This window comes from Flavobacterium sp. LC2016-01 (assembly GCF_009711135.1).
GTDB lineage: Bacteria > Bacteroidota > Bacteroidia > Flavobacteriales > Flavobacteriaceae > Flavobacterium.
The window spans coordinates 250,662-274,884 of sequence record NZ_WMIC01000004.1; the positions used below are offsets into that span (position 1 = coordinate 250,662).

The following is a 24,223-nucleotide window of genomic DNA, read 5'->3' on the forward strand; positions in this document are numbered from 1 at the left end:
CTCAGGAGGACAAGCTCTACGACAACTAATGTAAGGAAACCTGAAACAACTAACTCCTAAAAGCCAATGGCGTAAACGTAGTCTGTTTTTTAAAGAAATTGGAAAAATGCGCCAATTCTTCGAAACCTAAAGAAAAAGCAATTTCAGAAATGTTCCAATCCGTTTGTTTTAAAAGGATTTTGGCTTCATTGGTTAATCTAGAACTAATTAATTCTGTTGTAGTTTTCCCGGTGTTTTCCTTTAAAACTTTATTTAAATGATTGACATGAACAGATAATCTCGAAGCAAAATCTTTTGCCGTTCGTAGTTCTAAACGCTGATTTGGTGATTCAATTGGGAATTGTCTTTCTAATAATTCCGCAAATAAAGAGGAAACCCGTGCTGCCGAATTATGTTTAGAATAAAGCGCTGTTATAGGCTGTAATTTTTGTCCAAAGTGAATCAGCTCTGCAACATAATTCCGAATCAAATCGTATTTATAAACATAATCCGAGTTAATTTCTTTTTGTATTTTATTGAAAATCAATTCAACTTCTGAAACTTCTTCATCTGAAAGCTGAAAAATAGGATAACCGTCTGAGGCGAAAATAGGAAGTTCGTCAAGATCGATACCGCTTTTGCTTTTGGATAAAAATTCGCTCGTAAAAACACAAAACTGTCCTGACTGATTAGTGTCTTGTGGGAGATAATTGTATGGTATTTTTGGTGTAGCAAATAATAAACCCTGTTTTTCGATTTCGATTATTTTATCGGCATATTCAGCGCGGTTGTTCCCTTTAATCAAACTTATTTTATAATAAGCCCTGCGATCATAAGGCATAACCGATTTTCCCTGAAGGCGTTCAAGAAGCTCTTTAATGTCAAAAACATTAAAATGCCCAATTTCTTTTTTAATGTCATTTGGCAATAATGAATTTGGATCAACTGTGGAACCTTCGGTAATATCTTGATAAAATGAATCTAGAGATTTCATATTGTTATGAATTGTAAAATTCAAATATACGAAAAAATGAAAGATTTGTTTTTTTTGTTTCAGGTTTCAAGTTTCAAGTTGCTGAACTTTGCGGTTAAAAAAGACTTCCCTGAATCAATTCTGGTTGTGGGTTATTTCCAAAGGGAAAAGTATCAATTACGAAAAACTGCTTTTTAATTGGATCAAATTCTCGCAAAACAATTTCGCTGCATAAAAAACCAATGTCGATTGTGGTGAAAAGTTCAGAAGCTATTTTAAGATTTTCTGGAGTTAATCTTCTTCCAATAGATAAATGCGGTTCGTCGCTTTTTTTAAGTTTTAAAGATTTCAAAGTTTCATGAATTTTTTTCATGATAGGTTTAAGATTGTTTTTGGAATCTTCGGTTGGGGCAATAAAAAAAGCACCACTGTTTTCAAAGCTTGAAAAATGATTTAAATTTACTTGAAAAGGAGTAAAAGCATCGCAGGTTTTTAGAAGTTTTTGCGTATAAATATTAAGTTGTAATTCTTCGATTGTGAATTCGCAAATTGTAATATGTGCTACTGAATTACAGCTATTAAACCAGCCAATTTTACTTTTTAGATAATCCTTCATTATTTTGATAGAATCAATTCCATTATCGGAAGGATGAATTACAACTGAATACGTTTTTTCCATTTTCGGGGCTTTGAATTACACAAATTTAAAGCTTTCCTTTTAAATACAGCCGATGCATAATTTCAGATTTTAATAAACCGCTTCCGCCTCCAAAATGCTCAATTACTTCAACTTCTGGCTGTTGTTTTAAACAGAAAGAGGTAAATTCTTTTTCAACGTGATCTTCAATGCCGGAACTTAAAAGTACAATGTCAATTTTGTTGTTTTTAAAATATTCCTGAGCTTCTTTTTCGTTGTTGAAAGCAACAGCGTTCCAGTTTTCATCAGTATTTACCAATCGAAGCAAAATGGCTAGAATTGCTTCATTTTTTCCGAGTAATAAGAATTCAAGAGTTTTCATAAAATTTCATTTTTCAAAGCAAATTTATCAGTATATAATTGATTTTGACTTAATCTAGAATAAGAAATAATGTAAAGGGAAAGTTAAATTTTTTTTTATTGAATTTTCTTTTTTTTAATTTTTTTCTTTCTACTTGCTTGTAATCAGATAGTTATATGAATTTATAGTTGACAAATTTTAAAAACGATAAAAATATTTTGCTGCAATGTGGAAAACCGTAATGTTTTCTTTTAACAGCAAGGTAAATTTGTCTCATAGAAATAGAGATTTAAGATGTTTTTGCCTTTTTTAATCATCCTTAAAATATTTCTATGAATTATTACTAGTTTTTGGAGAAACAAGTTTTAGAAGTTTGACATATTCATTGATCGTGGGTACATTGTATAAATTTGCAAGATAAATACAATAAGTCAAAATTTTTACGGGTTTTTAGATTCGGTTACACGTTAGCCAATCTAAAAGCCCTTTTTTTTATTAATAATATCCATGACTTTTAAGCCATTCTTCGCAGTCTTTTGTCCAGTTTTTGCTTGTGTCTTTTACGCCTAAACCAAAACCGTGTCCTCCATTTTCATATAAATGTAACTCTGATGTAACTCCGTTTTTTTTGAGCGCCAAATAATAATTGATGCTGTTTTCAGGCAAAACTGCAATATCATCTGTTGCATGTACTAAAAAAGTTGGAGGAGTCTGAGGGGTAACTTTTTTATCATTAGAAAAAGAATCAATCAAAGTCGGTGATGGATTGTTTCCTAATAAACTGGTCTGAGATCCTTTGTGAGTAATGTCATTTTCCATTGAAATAACAGGATAAATTAAAAGTGAAAAATCAGGACGAGCACTGGTTTTTGATGCAGATTCATATGTTTTATCATCATAATGTGTGGCCAAAGTTGAAGCCAAATGACCTCCAGCCGAAAATCCGATTGTACCAATTTTATTGCTGTCGATATTCCACTTTGCAGCATTTTCACGCACATAACGCATTGCTTCCTGAGCATCTTGCAACGGACCAATATTTTTGTTTTTCATGATGAAATCGCTTGGCAGGCGATATTTTAAAACAAAGGCTGTAATTCCTAAAGTATTCAGCCAGTTTGCCACTTTTGTTCCTTCTTTGTCCATAGAAAGATGCGAATAACCACCGCCAGGAAAAATAATTACAGCGGTCTGATTTGGTTTAACATTTTTCGGAATAAAAATGCTTAAAGTTGGAATTGTAACAAAACTTGTGCTTTGAAGAACTCCATCTTTTATGGTTTGCTTTTCGTTATAATCTGCAGAAATAATTTCATTTGGAATTTTGCTCCATAAAGGAATTGTTTGGTTTTGCGCCTGCAGTTGGTTATTGGTTAATGTAAACAAAACGAGAACAATGAGTGATTTTGGATAAAAAATGGCTTTCATTTTTTTTGATTTATAATGTAATGGTTTGATATCGTTTATAGTAAGAGAGAAATAATATAAAATACTTGTGGATGGTTATTTATGCGTGAGGACAATTTTTGTACTTTAAACGGATGAATTTAGCACTTTGATATTTAACAAATATATTGTTTAATATGTAATATTGTGGTATTTTTTTTATTCTATTTGTTTATTTAATTGGATAAAATAATTTTTTATATAATTTATTTGGATTATAAAGATTATAAACTATATTTGTGCAATCGATTACATTAATTTGTTTTATTTGTATTAAATCATTGTTTTTTAGTGCTTTTAAATTCGAATTGAGAGATAAAACAAACTAACTAAAAAACATAAATTTTTACAATAACCATGAGCCAAAAAGATTCAGTTACTACCAGCCAAAGCAGCAAATCAATAGGGAAATATCGATGGAGTATTTGTGGATTGCTTTTTTTTGCAACTACAATCAATTATTTAGACCGTCAAGTTCTTTCATTGACATGGAAAGATTACATTGCTCCAGAATTCCACTGGACAAATAGTGATTACGGGGATATAACTGCATTGTTTTCGATATTTTATGCTGTTTCATTGTTGTTTGCTGGTCGATTCGTGGATTGGTTAGATACAAAAAAAGGGTTTCTTTGGGCAATTGGAATTTGGTCAATAGGAGCTTGTCTTCATGCTTTTTGTGGTATTGCTACTTCGGGAATAATTACGGGAGATTGGTTTGTAGGATTTCACGGGTCAAAAGAAATAATTAGCACCGTTCAGGATACTGCCTTGGTAATTAATGTAAGTGTTACTTTATTCATTTTTGCACGTTTTGTTCTGGCTGTTGGAGAAGCGGGAAACTTTCCTGCTGCGATTAAAACTACGGCAGAATATTTTCCAAAAAAAGACAGGGCTTTTGCCACTAGTATTTTTAATGCTGGTGCAACTGTTGGGGCTTTGGCGGCGCCAGTTACGATTCCTTTTATAGCTAAAGCTTTTGGCTGGGAAATGGCTTTTATTATCATTGGAGCTTTAGGATTTATCTGGATGGGTTTCTGGATGTTTATGTATGATAAACCAGAAAATCATAAAAATGTATCTGCTGAAGAATTGGCTTATATTCAGCAAGATGATATTGCTGAAAGTAAATTAGAAGGTTTTGTTGCAGAAACGTCTTCAAAAGTATCTTTTAAAGAATGCTTTAAATATAAACAGACATGGGCTTTTGCATTTGGCAAATTTATGACTGATGGTGTTTGGTGGTTCTTTTTATTCTGGACTCCGGCATATTTAAGTTCAGTTTACGGAATGGATTCTGCTCAGGCAGCTTGGCCGTTGTTTGTTCTTTACGCTATTACATTGTTGTCAATTATTGGAGGGTGGCTTCCGACTTATTTTGTAGAAAAAAAAGGTATGAATCCGTATGAAGGAAGAATGAGAGCGATGCTTATTTTTGCCTTTTTTCCTTTATTAGCTTTGGCTGCTCAGCCTTTAGGTTATATTAGTTATTGGGTGCCGGTTATCATTATCGGAATCGCTGGTGCGGCGCATCAATCTTGGTCGGCAAATATTTTTACTACAGTAGGAGATATGTTTCCGAAAAAAGCTATCGCAACGATTACAGGTATCGGAGGATTAGCGGGAGGAATTGGTTCAACAATTATAAACAAAGGCTCTGGCGTATTATTTGATTTTACACAAAGAAATTGGAGTACCGTAAATGGTCAGCCATTATTGGAAAAATATCCACAACTTCAAAATGCAGTAACAGAAAAGGCTTTTCTGGCTGAGAGGGGAGTAGGGAATTTAGAAGAGTTTTTAAAGTCACTTACAACTGCAGGACAAAATGTTGTAAACGGAATAAATACGGGTTATATGATTATTTTTTCTATCTGTGCGGTTTGTTATTTAGCAGGCTGGCTGGTAATGAAATCATTGGTTCCAAAATATAGCCCAATTAAAGATCTTTAAAAAAGATTTATATTGACTAACCAACCAACTTAAACCAAAACCAACCATGAATCAAGCTAATGCAGTAATAGGAAAATACCGCTGGACTATCTGTAGTTTAGTTTTTTTTGCAACGACTGTCAATTATTTAGACAGAAATGTAATAAGTTACCTTAGACCTTTTTTAGCAGAAGCTTTTCATTGGACACCTGAACAAGAAGTTATTGATTACTCGAATATTGAGCTTGCATTTAAAATTGCATATGCGTTGGGAATGCTTGTTGCTGGAGGAATTATTGATAAATTAGGTACAAAATTAGGATATGCTATTGCAACCGGTTTGTGGAGTTTAGCTGCAATTGGTCATGCATTGGCAACGGGGACAGGAGGTTTTTTAATTGCCCGTGTTTTTCTAGGAATTACTGAAGCAGGGAATTTTCCTGCGGCGATAAAAGCAACAGCCGAATGGTTTCCGCAGAAAGAAAGAGCATTAGCGACAGGGATTTTTAATTCAGGAAGTAATATCGGGGCAATCATTGTGCCGCTTACAGTTCCGTATATTGCTGAAAAATATGGCTGGCAATGGGCGTTTATTTTAACGGGTATTGTTGGTTTTATTTGGCTTTTATTATGGTTTTTATTGTATGAAGTTCCACAAAAACAAAAGCGTCTGTCTCAGGCAGAACTAGAGTATATTACTGCTGATCAGATTGAAGTTAAAGATGAAGATGCAGGAGAAAAAGTTTCTTGGATGAAATTGTTATCATTTCGTCAGACATGGGCTTTTGCAATAGGTAAATTGCTTACAGATCCGGTTTGGTGGTTTTATTTATTCTGGCTTCCAGACTTTTTAATGAAACAATACAAACTAGCAGCAACAGAAATTATTTGGCCTTGTGCGCTTGTATATATGATTGGAAGCGTAGGAAGTATCGGTGGTGGCTGGCTTCCGCTGAAATTAATCAATAATAATTGGCCGGCTTATAAAGCTCGCAAAACAAGTATGTTGCTCTATGCGTTTGCAGTTTTGCCGGTTTTGTTTTCACAGTATTTAGGGACTATTAATATGTGGTGGGCGATTTTAGTTATTGGTTTGGCAGTTTCTGCCCATCAAGCCTGGAGCGCCAATATCTTCACTACGGTTTCAGATATGTTTCCTAAAAAAGCCATAGCCTCTGTTACAGGAATGGGAGGGATGTTTGGCGCGCTTGGCGGTATATTACTGACTTTGGTGGTTCAAAAAAACATGTTCGTTTATTATACCAAAATTGGTAAAATTGAAACGGGATACTTTATTATGTTCTGCATTTGCGGAGGCTCTTATTTACTAGCGTGGCTGATCATGCATATATTGGTTCCAAAAATGAAAAAAGTAGAATTATAAAGAAAAAATAGCTGTAAGTGAAATATTTTTTTGGTTTCAATTATGGTATTTCAATATAAAAAATTAAATTTGTGCAATCGATTACATTAATTTAGAAATTATGACAAAATATAGTTCAAGATACGCATCTAGCCCCGAAGCAGTAAAAAAATACGACACACAACAATTGAGAGAAGAATTCTTAATTGACGATTTAATGCAGGAAGATGAAGTGGTATTAGTTTATTCTCATTACGACAGATATATTGCTGGATCGGCAGTTCCAGTGAAAGGTGATTTGACTTTAGAAACAATTGATCCGCTGAAAGCGCCATATTTTTTAGAAAGAAGAGAATTGGGTATTATCAATGTTGGAGGAAGCGGTTCTGTTGTCGTTGAAGGAACAACTTATGAGTTAGGTTTTAAAGATGCTTTGTATATTGGAAGCGGTAATAAAGAAGTAATTTTCAAAAGTACTGATGCTAATAATCCAGCCAAGTTTTATATCAATTCGGCACCAGCTCATACAACTTATCCAACAGTAAAAGTAAGTTTGGCTGAAGCAAATAAATTAAACTTAGGCGCAATGGAAACGGCAAATCACCGTACAGTAAATCAAATGATTATTGGAAGTGTGGTGACAACTTGCCAATTGCAGATGGGAATGACAGAATTAAATACAGGAAGTGTTTGGAATACAATGCCAGCGCACGTTCACGATCGCAGAATGGAAGTGTATTTCTATTTAGATATTCCAGAAAATCAGGCTGTTTGTCACTTTATGGGACAACCGCAGGAAACAAGACATATCTGGATGAACAATCATCAGGCAGTTATTTCTCCGCCATGGTCAATTCATTCTGGTTCAGGAACTAGTAATTATACTTTTATCTGGGGAATGGCAGGTGAGAATTTAGATTATGGAGATATGGATGTTTGTAAAATCACAGATTTAAGATAAGAAATATGACAAACTTATTTGATATAAAAGGAAAAGTTGCTTTAATCACAGGAAGTACACACGGACTGGGAATGGCAATGGCAAAAGGATTAGGTCAGGCGGGAGCGACAATTGTTGTGAACGGAAATTCTTCACAGCAAAAAATTGATGACGCTGTAAATGAATTAAAGAGTGAGGGAATAAATGCTGTAGGATATAAATTTAATGTAACCGAAGAAAAAGAGGTTGCAGAAGCAGTTAAAAAGATAGAAAACGAAGTTGGTCCAATCGCTATTTTAATCAACAATGCCGGAATTATTAAAAGAATTCCTTTAATCGATATGGAAGTTGCTGATTTTAGAGAAGTAATTGATATTGATTTGGTTAGTCCGTTTATTGTTTCGAAACATGTTGCAAAAGGCATGATTGCAAGAAGAGAAGGTAAGATTATCAATATTTGCTCGATGATGAGTGAGTTAGGAAGAAATACAGTTTCTGCATATGCTGCTGCAAAAGGAGGCTTGAAAATGCTGACTAAAAATATGGCGACAGAATGGGCTAAATACAATGTTCAGATCAACGGAATTGGTCCTGGTTATTTTGCAACAGAACAAACAAAACCGATTAGAGTTGACGGACATCCTTTTAATGATTTTATCATCAGCAGAACTCCGGCAGCAAAATGGGGTGATCCAAGTGATTTAGCTGGAGCGGCGATATTTTTGTCTTCAAAAGCAAGTGATTTTGTAAACGGTCACATTTTGTATGTTGATGGCGGTATTCTAGCTACAATCGGGAAACCATCAAACGAAGACTAATTCTCAATTTTTATTTAAGAAAGACATGAGCGCGAATACATTCATAAACGATAATTTTTTATTAGAAAATAAATTTGCTGAAGAATTATATCATAATTATTCTAAAAATCAGCCAATTATTGATTACCATAATCACTTAAATCCACAGTTTATTGCCGAAGATAAAATTTTTGACAATATCACACAGGTTTGGATAAACGGTGATCACTACAAATGGCGCGCAATGCGTACATTAGGAATCAACGAGCAGTTTGTAACCGGAAATGGTTCTGATAAAGATAAATTCTTAAACTGGGGAAAAACAGTTCCGTACACTATGCGTAATCCTTTGTATCATTGGACGCATTTGGAATTGGCTCGTTATTTTGACATCTATGATCTTTTGAATGAAAAATCGGCTGAGAAAATTTATATCGAAACGTCTGAAAAAATAAATTCTCCAGCATACAGCACGCAAAATCTTCTTAAAAAAGTAAATGCTGAATTGGTTTGTACTACCGAAGATCCAATTGACAATTTGGAGTTTCATAAAAAACTGACTCAAAATCCAATTGGAACTAAAATGAGTACAGCTTTCAGACCTGATAAAGCGATTTTAATTTCAAATGACGGATATAATGCATATATAGATACTTTGGGAGAAGTATCTGGCGTTACAATCGAAACTTATACTGATTTACGTACAGCTTTGAGAAAAAGAATTGAATTTTTTAATGCAAATGGCTGTAAATTAAGTGATCATGGGCTTGATCAAATTTATTTTGAAAATTTCACTGAAAATGAAGTAAGTACAATTTTCAAAAAGAAAAGAGAAAATGGAGTTTTATCTCCAGAAGAAGCATTGAAATTCCAAAGTGCCGTTTTATTATTCTTATCTGAAACGTATCATGAATTTGGTTGGGTACAACAATTTCACTTAGGTGCTTTAAGAAACAACAATGCGCGTATGCACAGAATTTTAGGCCCTGATACTGGATGGGATTCTATTGGAGATTATCCACAGGCGCAAAAATTATCAAGCTTTTTAAATGCTTTAGACAGTAAAGATAAATTGTCAAAAACAATTATCTACAATCTAAATCCTGCTGATAATGAAGTAATGGCAACTATGATTGGAAATTTCAATGACGGTAGTGTTCGCGGAAAAGTACAATTTGGTTCAGGATGGTGGTTTTTAGATCAGAAAGACGGAATGACAAAGCAGTTAAATGCGCTTTCAAATATGGGATTAATCAGCTGTTTTGTTGGAATGCTTACAGATTCTAGAAGCTTTTTATCATTCCCAAGACACGAATATTTCAGGCGTATTTTATGTAATCTTCTTGGAGATGAAATAAAACGCGGAGAGCTTCCAAATGACATGGAATGGATCGGAAAATTAGTTTCTGATATTTCATACAACAATGCTAAAGAATATTTCAAATTTTAATTTTTTTAACCATTAAGGCATTAAGAAAATTAAGTTTTTGGTTTAATAAATAGTTACTTAAATAATAAAGATAATTAAGCGAGTGCGCTTAATAAACTTAACCTTTAAACGCAAAGAGAACATAAAGGATAGCTTAATTTTCTTAATGCCTTAATGGTAAAATTAAAAATAAAAAAAATGAGTAGAGTAGTTTCATTTGGAGAAATTATGCTTCGTCTATCTACAGAAAGGCATTTACGTTTTTCGCAATCTACAGCATTTGGTGCTACGTACGGAGGTGGAGAATTTAATGTAGCTGTTTCTTTAGCGAATTATGGCGTGAATGCAGAATTTGTTACAAGATTGCCAGAAAACGAAATTGGTTTTTCTGCATTAAAAGAAATCAGAAAAATGAATGTTGAATCTAAAAACATTGTTTATGGAGGAGAACGTTTAGGAATTTATTTTCTTGAAACTGGTGCAGGAACACGTGGAAGCAACGTAGTGTACGATCGTGCACACAGTTCGATGGCAACGATTCAAAAAGGAACTATTGATTGGGATAAAGTTTTAGATGGTGCCGAATGGTTTCATTGGAGCGGTATAACGCCAGCGATTTCTGAAAGTGCTGCTGAAGCTTGTTTAGAAGCAATTAAAGTGGCTCACAAAAAAGGAATTATGATTTCCTGTGATTTAAACTACAGATCAAAATTGTGGCAGTATGGCAAAACGCCAAGTGAAGTAATGCCAGAAATGTTGAAATACAGCAATGTTATTTTGGGAGATATTGATACGGCCTATTTTATGTTAGGAATTCCTAAAGTAAATCCGAATTATCAAGACGAAAAAACACTTCCAGCGGTATATGATAAATTGTTCGAATTGATTCCGAGCTTAAAAGTTGTAGCAACGACACTTCGTTATTCTGTCAGCGCTTCACACCAAAGAATTGGTGGAATTTTATATGACGGTAAAGCAATTTACAGCGCTGCAGTTAAAGAAGTAACGCCTGTAGTTGACCGTGTAGGAAGCGGAGATGCTTTTATGGGTGGTTTAATTTATGGTTTACTGCAATATCAAAATAATAATCAAAGAGCTTTGGATTTTGCCGTTGCAGCCTGCTGTTTAAAGCATACGATTGCCGGTGATTATAACTTGGTAACATTGAAAGAAGTTGAAAATATGATTGATGGCGATGGTTCGGCATTAGTATCAAGATAAAAATAAAAATGGCAAAATATTCAAGAATTGAGGTAGCGCAGCAAATGAAAGAAAACGGAATGGTTCCGCTATTTTTTCATTCTGATATAGAATTAAGCAAAAAGGTTTTAAAGGCTTGTTATGACGGTGGTTCGCGTTTAATGGAATTTACAAGCAGAGGTGATTTTGCTCATGAAGTTTTTGGCGAACTGAATAAATATGCCTTGGCCGAATTGCCTGGAATGATGCTGGGAGTTGGTTCTATAACTGATGCGGCTTCAGCGTCACTTTATATGAGTTTAGGAGCAAATTTTATTGTAACGCCGGTTTTTAGAGAAGATATTGCAATTGCTTGTAATCGCCGTAAAGTATTGTGGTCACCAGGCTGCGGAACGCTTACTGAAATTGCAAGAGCCGAAGAATTAGGTTGTGAAATTGTAAAACTATTTCCAGCTGATATTTACGGGCCAGAGTTCATCAAAGCAATAAAAGGGCCATGTCCGTGGACAAACATTATGCCAACTGGAGGTGTTTACCCAACGGTTGAAAGTTTAAGTTCATGGCTGAATGCCGGAGCAACTTGCGTTGGTTTAGGTTCACAGTTAATTTCAAAAGATATATTGAATAAACAAGATTTTGACGGTTTACAGACTAAAGTAAGTCAAGTTTTGGAGATCATTAAAAATATTAAAAATAAATAGGGAATAATCATACCAGTTCCTTATTTGGCATGCGGTTTTTTTTAGAGTTTTAGATGTTGTAATTGAACATTACGCTTGCAAAATAAATCTTGTCACTCCTCACAGCAGGATTTATTTTACTCTTTCAGGTGTAATGTTTCTTTTACAATATAGAGCCGAGAAAAAATGAATAAGGTATTGAAGATGGTTATTTATAACGCTCAAATGAATTTATAATGGAAAAAATTAACAGATCAAATACGGAGTTTTCACATAGACTTCCGATAAAAATAGTGCAGTTTGGAGAGGGAAATTTCTTGAGAGCTTTTGTAGAATATGCTTTTCAGGAATTAAATAAAAAAGCAGATTTTAATGCTGGAATTGCAGTTGTACAGCCTATTGACAGAGGATTAGTGAACATGATTAATGATCAGGATGGTCTGTATACTTTATTCATGAAAGGCGTTAAAAAAGGTGAGGAAATACAGGAAAAAGAATTGATTACAAATATTGTAAAAGCAGTTGATCCTTATGCTTCTTTTCAGGAATTTTTGGCTTTGGCCAAAGAAGAAGAATTAGAATTTATTATTTCTAATACAACTGAAGCCGGAATTGAATACATCGAATCTGACAGACCTTCTATGCAGCCTCCAGTTTCTTTTCCTGCAAAATTAACTGTACTTTTGCATGAAAGATTTAAGCATTTTAATGGTGATAAATCAAAGGCGCTAACAATTATCCCTTGTGAATTAATTAATTATAATTCAGATACTTTAAAGGAAATTGTTTTGAAATATAGTGATGATTGGAATCTGGAAGCAGCATTCAAATCATGGCTTACAAATGATTGTTCTTTTCACAATACTTTGGTAGATAGAATTGTTCCGGGTTATCCAAAAGACCAAATTGAAGAATATAACAGTCAGCTTCTTTACAAAGATGATTTGATTGTAAGTGCTGAAAGTTTCTTTTTATGGGTAATTGAAGGAGATGACAAATTAAAAGCGAAACTTCCGTTTGAAAAAACAGATTTAGATGTGAAAATTGTGGCTGATATGCAGCCGTACCGAACACGTAAAGTTAGAATTTTGAATGGTGCGCATACTGCAATGGTACCATTTTCATTGCTTTACGGAAACGAAACTGTAAAAGAAACTGTTGATAATGCCTTTACAGGTGAATTTGTAAATAAAGCAGTTTTTGATGAAATTAATGAAACTTTGAATATGGACAAAGCAGAATTGGCTAGTTTTTCTGAAGAAATATTGGACCGTTTTAGAAACCCATTTATCAAGCATTTATTGTCTTCAATTGCTTTAAATTCAATTTCTAAATTTAAAGTTCGTGTATTGCCAAGTTTAACAGGATATGTTGATGTTCATCATAAATTGCCGGCTCATTTAACTTTTGCTTTCGCAGCTTTAATTCGTTTTTATAAAGGAACTTGGAAAGGTGAAACTTTGCCAGTTCAAGACAGTGAAGATATTGTTTCGTTCTTTAATGGACTTTGGACGTCAGATGATTATAATAAAATAGCGAGATTGACTTTGCAAAATAAAAGTTTCTGGGATGAAGATTTGACTGAAATTCCTTCTCTAACAGATTCAATTGCAAAAGCTTTAGAAGAAATTGATGCAAATGGCGTGGAGCAAGGTTTCATCAATTTCCAAAAACAATTAAATTAAGAATTACATACAATAGTTATGGCAACTCAAAAAAAATTAATAAAAGTCAACCCAGCAGATAACGTAATTGTCGCTTTAACCGATTTGGTACAAAACGAACAAATTATGTTTGAAGGAACCACTGTCTCACCAACAACTGATGTTAAAGCAAAACATAAAATCGCAGAGATAGATTTTTCAATTGGTAATGATATTATAATGTATGGTGTTTTGGTTGGAAAAGCTGCAAAACCTATAAAAAAAGGAGAAGTAATTACCACTGAAAATGTAAAACATCAAAGCGAAAAAGTTTTTGGTAAAAACGGAAATTTAGGTTGGACTCCACCAAATGTAGATCGTTGGAAAGACAAAACTTTCAACGGATACCACCGTACTGATGGACAAGTTGGAACCAAAAACGTTTGGTTGTTTTTTCCATTGGTTTTTTGCGAAAACAAAAATATCGAAAAACTGAAAGATATTTTTGAAAACGAATTAATGCCCAAAAAAGAAGTTTCTTATAAAAATTTGTTGCGCTCTTTAATTGAAGAAAAAAGCGTAGAAGAAGTTTCGAGTAAAAATTTAAATGAAAATCTTTTAGATAATGTCGAAGTAAAATTTATCAATCATCAAGGTGGTTGTGGAGGGATTCGACAAGATTCAGAATTGTTGGCAAAACTGCTTGCAGGATATGTGAACAACCCAAATGTTGCAGGTGCAACTGTTTTAAGTTTAGGTTGCCAAAATTTGCAAGTTGATATTTTTAAAAAGGCATTGAAAGAAATGAGTCCGAATAGTGATAAAGAAATTTTGATCTATGAGCAACAACAAATTGGAACTACTGATCAAATGTTTCAAATGGTGATTAAAGATTCTTATGAAGCCATTAAAAGAGCCAACAAAATTGAACGCAAACCTGCTCCTCTTTCGAAGCTAAGTATTGGTTTAGAATGTGGAGGTTCTGACGGATTTTCCGGAATTTCTGCCAATCCGGCATTAGGAATTGTTTCAGATATTTTTGCAGCTTTGGGAGGGAAAACAATTTTAGCAGAGTTTCCAGAATTATGTGGCGTTGAGCAAGAATTGATGAATAGATGTGTGGACGAAGAAAAAGCAGATAAGTTTTTAACTTTAATGAAAGCTTTTGAAAAATCAGTTGTAGATGCAGGTTCAGGGTTTGATATGAATCCATCTCCGGGAAACATCAAAGACGGATTAATTACAGATGCAATGAAATCTGCTGGCGCAGCTAAAAAAGGTGGAACTTCACCTGTTGTAGATGTTTTAGATTACGGAGAATATATTTCAAAACCAGGATTAAATCTTTTAAATACGCCAGGAAATGACGCAGAATGTACCACAGGATTGGTTGGATCGGGCGCAACAGTTGTTTTATTTACCACAGGTTTAGGAAATCCGATGGGAAATCCGATTGCACCCGTTGTAAAAATTTCTTCGAACACGGCATTAATTAATAGAATGTCTGATATTATCGATGTAAATGCCGGAACGGTGATTACTGGTGAAAAAACTATTACCGAGGTTGGAGCAGAAATAGTAGATTACATTATAGAATTGGCGAGCGGAAACGTGGAAACAAAAGCAGACCAGTTGAAACAAGATGTATTTATTCCTTGGAAAAGAGGAGTTTCTTTATAGTTTTTTAGGCTCAAAGTTACAAAGATACAAGGTGACAAAGTTTTATATGTAGAGACGCACAAACAGTGCGTCTTTTTTTTACCATATAAGTTATATAAGTGCATTTTTAGAAATACTTTGCAAAAAAAAAAGCAGTTCTTTTAGAACTGCTTTTTTGTAAATTGTAGTTATAACTAAATTGAGCTTATATAACTTATATGGTGAAAAATAAAATTAAAAATTTGTTCTAGAAGAAGACTTACGAATATGCAATTCTGGAGCAAGAACCACCTTTTTTTCGATTTTGATGGTCTCCGTTTTATCTACTTGTTCTAAGAAAACTCGGGCTGACATTTTACCCATTTCAAGAGGCGACTGATCAACAGAAGTTATTGATAATTCCATGAATTTTGTAAAAGGCTCATTACTGAAGCCTGCAACGCAAAACTCTTTCGGAATACTGATATTTCTTTCTTTAAGTACTTGAATAGCGCCTAAAGCGGCAAAATCACTGGCAGAAAATAAAGCATCAGGAGGAGTATCTAACGCTAATAAAGTATCAATTGCTTCTTTTCCGGCATCAACACTACTTTTAGTGTGAATTACATATTCTTCTTTAAAAGTCATGCCGTTGTCTAATAATGCCTGTTTATAGCCTAAAAACCTGTTTTTGAAAATCTCTAAAGACTGATCTCCTGAAAAATGAGCAATTGCTCGGCATCCTTCATTTATCAAATGTTTGGTTGCTACATAACCTCCTTTAAAGTCATTAATAGTCACAGAGCTTACGCCGTCAATATGTTTGCTTCGGTCAAAAAAGATTAATGGCACGTTTTTTTCAAGAACATAATGAAAAGCACCGTCGTTTTCATCAGTAACATCAGTAACCGACATCATAATGCCATCAACTTGGGCGTCAATTAAGGTATAAAGATTTTCATTTTCCCTTTTTGGGCTTTCATGAGTTTGGCAAATAATGACTTGATAACCATGTGGATGAAGTTCTTCTTCAATTCCCCTGATAACAGATGCGAAAAAATTGCTGTCAATACGAGGAACAATGACACCTATATTATTGCTTCGTCCGCTTTTTAATGCTAGCGCCAATTTATTTTGCTTATAGTTCATTGATGCAGCGGTTTTAATAACCAGATCCCTTGTGCTTTCTTTTATTTTAGGATTATTATTTAAAGCTCTGGAAACAGTGGCAGCAGTGATATTCAGTTTCTTTGCAATATCATAAATGGTTATTTTTTCGCTCATTCAAAAAGGTTTTCAGAATTAATTTAAGACAAAAATACATTTTTTTTATATATCTCAATATTTTTTGTTATCGATTACATAATTAATAACTAAAACGTTTGCAACGCTACAATGATAAAAAATTATGTGTTTTTTTATCATAACTGTAAATATAATTGCAAATAAAAATTAAATATATAAATTATTTCTAAATAAATTTGTTCTGTAGAAACAAATTTTATACTTTCGTGTAATCGATTACATAATACAAGGCAATTTGCTAGTTTAAATTATAAATTACTGCGTAAATGATTACAAATAAGAGTATAGCGTTAAAATCAATTTCATTTATTGGAGTGTTTTCTTTGATTCTCCTATCATGCGGAAAACAAGTTTCAGGCGTTTCTGAAACAGATCCATGGAAAAAAATGGAATTAATTGTAAAAAGTATACCTGAAACTCGCTTTGTAAATAAGACTTATAATATAAATGATTTTGGTGCCATAGCAGACGGAAAAACGATGAACACGCTGGCTTTTGAAAAAGCCATTAAAGAATGTGCTGCAAATGGAGGCGGTAAAGTTGTAGTGCCAAACGGAAAATATTTAACGGGACCAATCCATTTAGAAAGTAATGTGAATTTGCATTTAGAAGATCAGGCCGAAATTCTTTTCAGTACTAATTCTAAAGATTATCCTTTGATTCACACTTCATGGGAAGGAACAGAATTAATGAATCATTCACCACTGATTTATGCAAAAAACAAAACGAATGTTGCTATAACTGGAAAAGGAACTTTGAACGGACAGGGAAATAAAACAAATTGGTGGCCATGGTGTGGCAGTAATAGATATGGCTGGAAAAAAGGTCAACCATCGCAACATGATCCATTAAATCGCGATAATTTGGTTGAAATGGCTGAAAAAGGTATTCCGGTTGCCGAACGTATTTTTGGTGAAGGACATTATTTACGTCCCAACTTTATTGAGTTCTTTGAATGTAATACAGTTTTAGTAAAAGATATTACAGTAATTAATGCACCGTTTTGGATTTTACATCCGTTAAAATCAAATAATGTAATTATTGATGGTGTTACAGTAAATAGCCACGGACCAAATAATGACGGCTGTGATCCTGAATATTCTCAAAATGTAATTATTAAAAACTGCACATTCAATACAGGTGATGATTGTATTGCAATTAAATCAGGGAGAGATGCAGACGGAAGACGTGTTGGTATTCCGAGTAAAAATATCATTGTTCAAAACTGTAAAATGATCGATGGCCATGGCGGTGTTGTTATGGGAAGCGAAATTACAGCAGGAGTAAATAATGTGTACGTTGAAAATTGTGTGATGGACAGCCCAGAACTGGAGCGCGCCATCAGAATCAAAACAAACTCTAAACGCGGTGGAACGACTGAAGATATTTATGTTAGAAATATTGAAGTTGGAACCGTAAAAGAATGTGTTTTGAGAGTAACCATGTTTTATGATATATATGGCAGTCAGGTTGGGAATTATATTCCAGCAATAAAGAATATCAGCCTTGAAAATGTCAAAGTTAAAAATGGCGGAAAATTTGGGATTTTAGCCGATGGCTATAAAGAATCTCCAATTGAAAATATAACATTTAAAGATGTTACCATCGCAAAAGTAGATTCCGTTTATTCTCTGAAAAATGTGAAAGGTGTAAATTTTATAAATACCTACATTAACGGAAAGAAAATGGAATCAATTAAAAATTAAACCACTTAACTATACTTTTAACCAAACCAATTTGTGAACTTTCAATAATTATCAAATGAAATAAAAAAAACAGTTTTGTTTTTTATTTTTCTAAAATCTTGGTTAGTAATGATTTGATAATTTTTTTTCGAAAGTTGTTTTTTGAAGTTGTTAAAAAAGGAGTTTGATCAAGTATCGAACTCCTTTCTTAACTAAAAACTAGAAGGTCAGAAATGAAAAAAAAGATACTGTTTTTATTACTGCTTTTAAATGCTGTAACGGCTCGGAGCCAATACAGTATTGATACTTCATACACGGTTAAAAGTACTTACAATAAATTGATTAAAAAGTATCCTTTTATTACAATTGCCACTGAAAAAAAGGATAAAAATGTTACTCAGATTAATGATCTTGTTTACAATCAAATAGAAAACAGAACATTGCATTTTGATGCTTATTTTTATAATCAGAAAAAAACAAATCCAGCTCTAATTATGATACATGGCGGGGGCTGGAGATCTGGAAATAAAAGTCAGATGCAAGTTATGGCGCAGGAAATTGCTTCAAAAGGATATTCGTGTTTTCCCATTGAGTACAGATTATCGTTAGAAGCAAAATATCCCGAAGCAGTTTATGATGTCAAAAATGCAATCAAGTTCATAAAAGATAATGCGAAAAAATTCCATGTAGATCCCAATAAAATTGCAGTTTTAGGATGTTCTTCTGGCGGTCAAATGGCAGCTTTGATTGGTACAACAAATGACAATACAGCTTTTGAAGATTCCGTTTTTAAAAGCAAATCGTCTTCAAAAGTAAATGCCATTATTGATGTAGACGGAATACTAGCTTTTAAACATCCAGAATCACAGGAAGGAGAAATGGCATCGTTTTGGTTAAAAGGAACTTATGAAGACAATCCTGAAAACTGGAAAAATGCTTCCGCTTTAAGCCATACCGATAAAAATACGCCACCAGTTCTTTTTATAAACAGCAGTTTCGATAGATTTCATGCCGGAAGAGACGATATGATTGCGATTCTAAATCAGAATAAAATTTACAGTGAAGTAAAAACGATTAAAGATTCTCCACATTCATTTTGGTTTTTTCAGCCTTGGTTTGATGAAATGATGAATTATACAATACCATTTTTAGACAAAATGTTTAAATCATAATAAAACGAATGAAAGCAAAAATTAAAATATATTTTAAAATGGAAAACAATAGAAAACTTAAATATTTAGCATCGGCAGCAATGGCTTGTTTTATGCTTTTTACAAGCTCTAAAGCAATTTCGCAGGAAACAGCGGCTAAAGATATTGTGATTTCAAAGAATTCAAAATGGTCAGATAAAATGGCTTTGACTTTGATGAAACGCCATCCCGAAGCATATATGATTGATGATTCAAAAGCACCAAAATGGGATTATGTTCATGGTTTAGTTTTACATGGTTTTGAAGAACTGTATAAAAAAAATCCAGATCCAAGATATCCAGTCTACGTGAAAGGTTACGTTGATGCATTGGTTCAAAATGACGGAACAATTAAATCATATGAATTAGACAAATACAATATCGACATGGTTGTTTCTGGCCGTTTGCTTTTTAATATTTATGAAACAACAAAAGAAGAAAAATATCTAAAAGCGATGCAGTTGTTGCGCAAACAATTATCAGAACAGCCTAGAACGCAAGGCGGAGGATTTTGGCATAAAAATATTTACCCAAACCAAATGTGGTTAGATGGCCTATACATGGGCGAACCATTCTACGCACAATATACTGTTACTTTTGAAAACGGAAAAAGTTTAGATGATGTAGCAAAACAATTCGAACAAATTCAGTTGCACGCTACAGATCCAAAAACGGGATTATTATATCACGGCTGGGATGAAAGCAAACAAATGCCTTGGGCTAATAAAGACACAGGAAATTCTCCAAACTTTTGGTCAAGAGCTTTAGGATGGTACGTTATGGCACTTGTTGATGTTTTAGATTATTTTCCAAAAGAGCATCCAAAACATAAAGAACTAGTTGGATATCTTAATAATGCAGCGGAAAGTATCGCAAAATTTCAAGACAAATCAGGGTTATGGTATCAAGTTACGGACAAAGGAAATAAAGAAGGAAATTATTTAGAAGCTTCTGGATCTTCAATGTTTGCTTATGCTTTTGCAAAAGGTGCTAATAAAGGTTATTTACCAGCAAAATTTAAAAAAATCGCCAACAAAGCATTCGACGGATTAACGACAAAATTAATGAAAGTTGATGCTGATGGCACTATCACTTTGACTCAGGCTTGCCAAGTTGCTGGTTTGGGCGGAACACCATATAGAGATGGCTCTTACGAATATTACGTAAAAGAGAAAAAGAAAGATAATGACCCAAAGGCAACTGGACCATTTATTTTAGCTGCTTTAGAGTTAAACAGATAGATATAAAATAATCAGTTCCTTTATAATTAAGGAGCTGTTTCCCGCTTTCGCCTATATCTTTTTGCCCCGCTATCGCGGGACAAAAAGGATACCGGCTCTATCGGGGCTAGGGCATCCGGTTTCAAAAGAAATTTTTGAATAAAAAAAGATGTTGCAATAAATAGTATTAAAAATGAAAAATATAAAATTCCTCTTTCTTTTATTATCGGTCTTGTCTGCACAGCAAAATTTTTCGCAGGTTTGGATACCAGACAATGGAGACGGAACTTATACAAATCCAATCATACACGCTGATTATTCAGATCCTGATGTTGTAAGGGTAGGAGATGATTTTTATATGACAGCATCGTCGTTTAACTGTATTCCGGGATTACCAATTTTGCATTCTAAAGATTTGGTAAACTGGAAAATTATTGGTCATGCGCTTATCAAACAAACACCGACAGAAACGTTTGATAAAGTACAGCACGGAAACGGAGTTTGGGCGCCGAGCATCAATTTCCATAATAATGAATTTTACATTTATTATCCAGATCCAGATTTTGGAATCTATATGATAAAAGCTCAAAAAGCAGAAGGTCCTTGGTCAGAACCTGTTTTAGTAAAAGCCGGAACAGGACTTATTGATCCAAGTCCATTATGGGATGATGACGGTAAAGTTTATTTAGTTCATGCTTTTGCCGGGAGTCGTGCAAAAATTAAAAGTTTGATCGTAGTCTGTAGCATGAATACCGAAGGAACTGCGACAAATAATGATGAAGTAATGGTAATTGACGGTCATGATGGCGAAGGAACTATTGAAGGGCCAAAGTTTTACAAAAGAAATAACTTTTATTACATTTTTGCTCCTGCAGGTGGTGTTTCAACAGGCTGGCAAACTGTTTTAAGATCTAAAACTGTTTTTGGACCCTATGAAAAGAAAAAAGTTTTAGAACAAGGAAAAACAGCTGTAAACGGTCCGCATCAAGGTGCGTGGGTGCAGACACAAACGGGTGAAGACTGGTTTATACATTTTCAAGATAAAGGTGCATACGGAAGAATCGTTCATTTGCAGCCAATGAAATGGGAAAACGACTGGCCTGTAATGGGACAGGATTTTGATAAAAATGGAATTGGTGAACCCGTAACAACATTTAAGAAACCAAATGTTGGCAAGAAATATTCAATTGAAGCTCCAGCAGAATCAGATGAGTTTAATTCGCCAAAATTCGGACTGCAATGGCAATGGCAGGCAAATGCTCAAAATAATTGGGGATTTCCAACAAGTTTAGGATATTTTAATTTGTATTGCTTACCAACAATTAAAGACAGCAAGAAAATTTTTGAAGCGCCAAATATGTTGTTGCAAAAATTCCCTGCTGAAGAATTTACAGCAACTGCAAAAATGACTTTCAACACTAGATTAAATGGTGAAACAACCGGTTTAATCATTATGGGGTTAGATTATAGTTATTTGAATCTTAAAAATGATAATGGTAAATTGTATTTAAATCAAAAAACGGGAACTTTTGATAAAAAAGTAGAAGAGACTGAAACAAGTCCAGTTTTAATTTCTAACAATACTATTTATTTAAGAGTTAAAATTAAAAAAGGAGGAATTTGCAGTTTTTACTACAGTTTAGATGATAAAAAATATCAGGCTATAGGAAACGATTTTGTCTCAAAAGAAGGAAAATGGATTGGAGCCAAAGTTGGTCTTTTTGCCTTGAGCGAAAAAATTACAAATGATTCTGGAAACGTTGCAGTAGATTGGTTTAGAATTACTAAATAAGATGAAAATGATTCAATTTAGAAAAACAATAGCACTTCTTTTATTCGCATTAAGTTTTGGTTTGAATGCGCAAAGTAATTATAAAAGCTGGCCGGATGTAATTCGTAAACACGATGATTCTTGGTTTGGAACAGAAGAAGCTAAAAAAATAGCGGAAAATGTATTGCTTTATCAAAGAAATATTGGCGGGTGGCCAAAGAACATTGCCATGCAGGATGAATTAACGGCACAACAAAAAAAAGATTTAACTGCCCTTAAAAAAACAGCTGTAGAAACTACTACTGATAATGGTGCAACATGTCAGGAAATGCTTTTTATGTCTAGAATGTATGCGCAGGTAAAAGATGATCGATATAAAGAATCGTTTTTAAAAGGGTTGAATTATTTATTAGAAGCACAATACAATAATGGTGGTTGGCCTCAGTTTTATCCGCTGAAAAAAGGGTATTATACCCACATTACTTACAATGATGATTCGATGGTAAACATTTTAAATGTGATGAAGCAAATCAGTGAAGAAACTGATTTTTACAGCATTAAACCATCAAAAGAAATTGTTCAAAAAGCTAAAAAAGCTTTTGATAAAGGAATAGACTGTATTTTAAAAACACAATACAAACAAAAAGGAGTTTTAACTGCATGGTGCGCTCAGCATGATGAATTTACTTTGGCTCCGGCAAATGCGCGAGCTTTTGAACTTGCTTCATTAAGTGGCTACGAATCGACTAAAATTGTATTGCTTTTAATGTCAATTGAAAAACCTTCGAGAGAAATTATCACGGCAGTAAAAAGTGCAGAGGAATGGTTTGAAAAAACGAAAATCACCAATTTAGAAGAAAAAAGAATTCTAGATGAGAATGGTAAAATTGTAGATAAAAAGATGATTCCAGTAACAAACGGAGGACCAATTTGGGCACGTTTTATGGATTTGGAAACTAACGAACCTTTCTTTTGTGACCGCGACGGAATTAAGAAAAAATCTTTAGATCAAATTGGTTCTGAAAGACGAAATGGATATTCATGGTATTCTGATGCACCAAAAGAAGTACTAAAAAAATACGCTGCTTGGGCGGTTAAAAACGGCACAAAAGTTTCTGCTTCTGATAAAAAAAATATAACACTAATTACTGTAGCACAGGATGGCTCGGGCGATTTTACAAAGATTCAAGATGCTGTATATGCATGTCCGGCTTTTCCTTATGAAAAAGTAACTATTGCAGTGAAAAACGGAATTTACAATGAAAAAGTCCGAATTCCAGAATGGAATACAAATGTAGTTTTACAAGGAGAAAGTAAAGAGAAAACGATTATTACTTTTGATGATAATTTTTCGAAAATTAATTTAGGACGAAACAGTACTTTTTATACGTATACTGTTTTGGTTGAAGGAGATGATTTTTCGGCATCAAATTTAACCATAAAAAATGCGTCTGGAGATAATGGTCAAGGCATTGCGTTGTCTGTTGTTGCAAATCGTGCGAAAATTTCAAACTGTCTGATTTTAGGAAATCAGGATACTTTGTATCTCTCAGGAAAAGAGGCTAAACAGTATTTTATAAATTGCTATATCGAAGGTACAACTGATTTTATTTTTGGAAGCGCCACTGCCTTGTTTGAAAACTGCGAAATCCACAGTATAAAAAACTCTTATATAACGGCAGCTTCAACTCCTGAAGGAACTCCTTTTGGTTTTGTTTTTAAGAATTGCAAATTAACTGCTGAAGCTTCTGCTGATGCTGTTTATTTAGGAAGACCTTGGCGTATTTTTGCTAAAACCGTTTTCCTAAATTGTGAACTAGGAAAACAAATCAGACCGGAAGGCTGGGAAAATTGGTCAAAACCTGAAGCAGAAAAAAAAGCTTTTTATGCCGAATATAATTGTACTGGCGAAGGATTTCAGCCTGCACAAAGGGTAGTATGGTCGCATCAGTTAAATAAAACAGAAGCTGAAAAATATACGTTGGAAAATATTTTGAAAGATGATTTGTCAAATTGGTATTCAAAATAAATTTT

19 protein-coding genes are annotated in these 24,223 nt (G+C 33.7%); 14 read left to right on the forward strand and 5 right to left on the reverse strand.

The genetic code is table 11. The features are described 5' to 3' along the window. Positions 1-49 precede the first annotated feature (49 nt). The 4 genes from GKZ88_RS10480 to GKZ88_RS10495 all read right to left on the reverse strand — a co-directional run bounded on the left by GKZ88_RS10480 (position 50) and on the right by GKZ88_RS10495 (position 3,378). A complete protein-coding gene (locus GKZ88_RS10480; RefSeq protein WP_155102325.1) occupies positions 50-973 on the reverse strand; it encodes an AraC family transcriptional regulator in 924 nt (307 codons plus the stop codon). Positions 974-1,067: 94 nt separating this feature from the next. Beyond that, positions 1,068-1,631 (reverse strand): 2'-5' RNA ligase family protein, encoded by a 564-nt coding sequence (locus tag GKZ88_RS10485; protein ID WP_155102326.1) that lies wholly within the window; start codon positions 1,629-1,631, stop codon positions 1,068-1,070. A gap of 25 nt (positions 1,632-1,656) precedes the next feature. Further along, complete coding sequence (locus tag GKZ88_RS10490) at positions 1,657-1,971, reverse strand: hypothetical protein (protein ID WP_155102327.1); 315 nt, start codon at positions 1,969-1,971, stop codon at positions 1,657-1,659. Positions 1,972-2,445: 474 nt separating this feature from the next. After that, positions 2,446-3,378 (reverse strand): alpha/beta hydrolase, encoded by a 933-nt coding sequence (locus GKZ88_RS10495; RefSeq protein ID WP_155102328.1) that lies wholly within the window; start codon positions 3,376-3,378, stop codon positions 2,446-2,448. A gap of 375 nt (positions 3,379-3,753) precedes the next feature. On the opposite strand from GKZ88_RS10495, the gene GKZ88_RS10500 reads away from it, so the two are divergent. From GKZ88_RS10500 to GKZ88_RS10540, 9 genes are all read left to right on the forward strand, one after another. Continuing rightward, on the forward strand, positions 3,754-5,349 hold the full coding sequence (locus GKZ88_RS10500; RefSeq protein WP_155102329.1) for an MFS transporter: 1,596 nt from the start codon (positions 3,754-3,756) through the stop codon (positions 5,347-5,349). A 46-nt stretch (positions 5,350-5,395) separates the two neighbouring features. After that, positions 5,396-6,712: an MFS transporter gene (locus GKZ88_RS10505; protein WP_155102330.1), complete on the forward strand. Its 1,317-nt coding sequence runs from the start codon at positions 5,396-5,398 to the stop codon at positions 6,710-6,712. Between the two features lie 100 nt (positions 6,713-6,812). Further along, on the forward strand, positions 6,813-7,652 hold the full coding sequence (gene kduI, locus GKZ88_RS10510) for a 5-dehydro-4-deoxy-D-glucuronate isomerase (RefSeq protein WP_155102331.1): 840 nt from the start codon (positions 6,813-6,815) through the stop codon (positions 7,650-7,652). A 5-nt stretch (positions 7,653-7,657) separates the two neighbouring features. Then, positions 7,658-8,449 (forward strand): gluconate 5-dehydrogenase, encoded by a 792-nt coding sequence (locus GKZ88_RS10515; RefSeq protein WP_155102332.1) that lies wholly within the window; start codon positions 7,658-7,660, stop codon positions 8,447-8,449. A 25-nt stretch (positions 8,450-8,474) separates the two neighbouring features. Beyond that, a complete protein-coding gene (gene uxaC / locus GKZ88_RS10520; protein WP_155102333.1) occupies positions 8,475-9,878 on the forward strand; it encodes a glucuronate isomerase in 1,404 nt (467 codons plus the stop codon). Between the two features lie 177 nt (positions 9,879-10,055). Beyond that, a complete protein-coding gene (locus GKZ88_RS10525) occupies positions 10,056-11,078 on the forward strand; it encodes a sugar kinase (RefSeq protein ID WP_155102334.1) in 1,023 nt (340 codons plus the stop codon). An 8-nt stretch (positions 11,079-11,086) separates the two neighbouring features. Further along, positions 11,087-11,758 (forward strand): bifunctional 4-hydroxy-2-oxoglutarate aldolase/2-dehydro-3-deoxy-phosphogluconate aldolase, encoded by a 672-nt coding sequence (locus GKZ88_RS10530; RefSeq protein WP_155102335.1) that lies wholly within the window; start codon positions 11,087-11,089, stop codon positions 11,756-11,758. Between the two features lie 215 nt (positions 11,759-11,973). After that, a complete protein-coding gene (locus tag GKZ88_RS10535; protein WP_155102336.1) occupies positions 11,974-13,422 on the forward strand; it encodes a tagaturonate reductase in 1,449 nt (482 codons plus the stop codon). An 18-nt stretch (positions 13,423-13,440) separates the two neighbouring features. After that, positions 13,441-15,060, forward strand: coding sequence for an altronate dehydratase family protein (locus tag GKZ88_RS10540; protein WP_155102337.1), 1,620 nt, complete (start codon positions 13,441-13,443; stop codon positions 15,058-15,060). Between the two features lie 213 nt (positions 15,061-15,273). Here the strand turns inward: GKZ88_RS10540 and GKZ88_RS10545 are convergent, their stop codons facing one another. Next, positions 15,274-16,302 carry a LacI family DNA-binding transcriptional regulator gene (locus tag GKZ88_RS10545; protein ID WP_155102338.1) on the reverse strand — a complete coding sequence of 343 codons (1,029 nt, stop codon included), beginning with the start codon at positions 16,300-16,302 and terminating at the stop codon, positions 15,274-15,276. A gap of 287 nt (positions 16,303-16,589) precedes the next feature. Between GKZ88_RS10545 and GKZ88_RS10550 the strand changes: the two genes are divergently transcribed. The 5 genes from GKZ88_RS10550 to pelA all read left to right on the forward strand — a co-directional run bounded on the left by GKZ88_RS10550 (position 16,590) and on the right by pelA (position 24,218). Further along, complete coding sequence (locus tag GKZ88_RS10550; protein WP_155102339.1) at positions 16,590-18,029, forward strand: glycoside hydrolase family 28 protein; 1,440 nt, start codon at positions 16,590-16,592, stop codon at positions 18,027-18,029. Between the two features lie 212 nt (positions 18,030-18,241). Beyond that, positions 18,242-19,180: an alpha/beta hydrolase gene (locus GKZ88_RS10555; RefSeq protein ID WP_155102340.1), complete on the forward strand. Its 939-nt coding sequence runs from the start codon at positions 18,242-18,244 to the stop codon at positions 19,178-19,180. A 38-nt stretch (positions 19,181-19,218) separates the two neighbouring features. Continuing rightward, complete coding sequence (locus tag GKZ88_RS10560; protein WP_155102341.1) at positions 19,219-20,439, forward strand: glycoside hydrolase family 88 protein; 1,221 nt, start codon at positions 19,219-19,221, stop codon at positions 20,437-20,439. A gap of 172 nt (positions 20,440-20,611) precedes the next feature. Continuing rightward, the gene (locus GKZ88_RS10565) at positions 20,612-22,210 is read left to right on the forward strand and encodes a glycoside hydrolase 43 family protein (RefSeq protein ID WP_155102342.1); all 1,599 of its coding nucleotides are present in this window, start codon (positions 20,612-20,614) and stop codon (positions 22,208-22,210) included. A 7-nt stretch (positions 22,211-22,217) separates the two neighbouring features. Further along, positions 22,218-24,218, forward strand: coding sequence for a pectate lyase (gene pelA, locus GKZ88_RS10570; protein WP_155102343.1), 2,001 nt, complete (start codon positions 22,218-22,220; stop codon positions 24,216-24,218). Positions 24,219-24,223: the final 5 nt, after the last annotated feature.

Bases quoted from the DNA above. Each gene is read 5' to 3' on its own strand.
- GKZ88_RS10560 (WP_155102341.1), top strand. From the start codon at position 19,219: ATGGAAAACAATAGAAAACTTAAATATTTAGCATCGGCAGCAATGGCT.
- GKZ88_RS10540 (WP_155102337.1), top strand. From the start codon at position 13,441: ATGGCAACTCAAAAAAAATTAATAAAAGTCAACCCAGCAGATAACGTA.
- pelA (WP_155102343.1), top strand. From the start codon at position 22,218: ATGATTCAATTTAGAAAAACAATAGCACTTCTTTTATTCGCATTAAGT.
- GKZ88_RS10485 (WP_155102326.1), bottom strand. From the start codon at position 1,631: ATGGAAAAAACGTATTCAGTTGTAATTCATCCTTCCGATAATGGAATT.
- GKZ88_RS10525 (WP_155102334.1), top strand. From the start codon at position 10,056: ATGAGTAGAGTAGTTTCATTTGGAGAAATTATGCTTCGTCTATCTACA.
- GKZ88_RS10550 (WP_155102339.1), top strand. From the start codon at position 16,590: ATGATTACAAATAAGAGTATAGCGTTAAAATCAATTTCATTTATTGGA.
- GKZ88_RS10490 (WP_155102327.1), bottom strand. From the start codon at position 1,971: ATGAAAACTCTTGAATTCTTATTACTCGGAAAAAATGAAGCAATTCTA.
- GKZ88_RS10535 (WP_155102336.1), top strand. From the start codon at position 11,974: ATGGAAAAAATTAACAGATCAAATACGGAGTTTTCACATAGACTTCCG.
- GKZ88_RS10480 (WP_155102325.1), bottom strand. From the start codon at position 973: ATGAAATCTCTAGATTCATTTTATCAAGATATTACCGAAGGTTCCACA.
- GKZ88_RS10545 (WP_155102338.1), bottom strand. From the start codon at position 16,302: ATGAGCGAAAAAATAACCATTTATGATATTGCAAAGAAACTGAATATC.
- GKZ88_RS10515 (WP_155102332.1), top strand. From the start codon at position 7,658: ATGACAAACTTATTTGATATAAAAGGAAAAGTTGCTTTAATCACAGGA.
- GKZ88_RS10555 (WP_155102340.1), top strand. From the start codon at position 18,242: ATGAAAAAAAAGATACTGTTTTTATTACTGCTTTTAAATGCTGTAACG.
- GKZ88_RS10565 (WP_155102342.1), top strand. From the start codon at position 20,612: ATGAAAAATATAAAATTCCTCTTTCTTTTATTATCGGTCTTGTCTGCA.
- GKZ88_RS10530 (WP_155102335.1), top strand. From the start codon at position 11,087: ATGGCAAAATATTCAAGAATTGAGGTAGCGCAGCAAATGAAAGAAAAC.
- uxaC (WP_155102333.1), top strand. From the start codon at position 8,475: ATGAGCGCGAATACATTCATAAACGATAATTTTTTATTAGAAAATAAA.
- GKZ88_RS10500 (WP_155102329.1), top strand. From the start codon at position 3,754: ATGAGCCAAAAAGATTCAGTTACTACCAGCCAAAGCAGCAAATCAATA.
- kduI (WP_155102331.1), top strand. From the start codon at position 6,813: ATGACAAAATATAGTTCAAGATACGCATCTAGCCCCGAAGCAGTAAAA.
- GKZ88_RS10505 (WP_155102330.1), top strand. From the start codon at position 5,396: ATGAATCAAGCTAATGCAGTAATAGGAAAATACCGCTGGACTATCTGT.
- GKZ88_RS10495 (WP_155102328.1), bottom strand. From the start codon at position 3,378: ATGAAAGCCATTTTTTATCCAAAATCACTCATTGTTCTCGTTTTGTTT.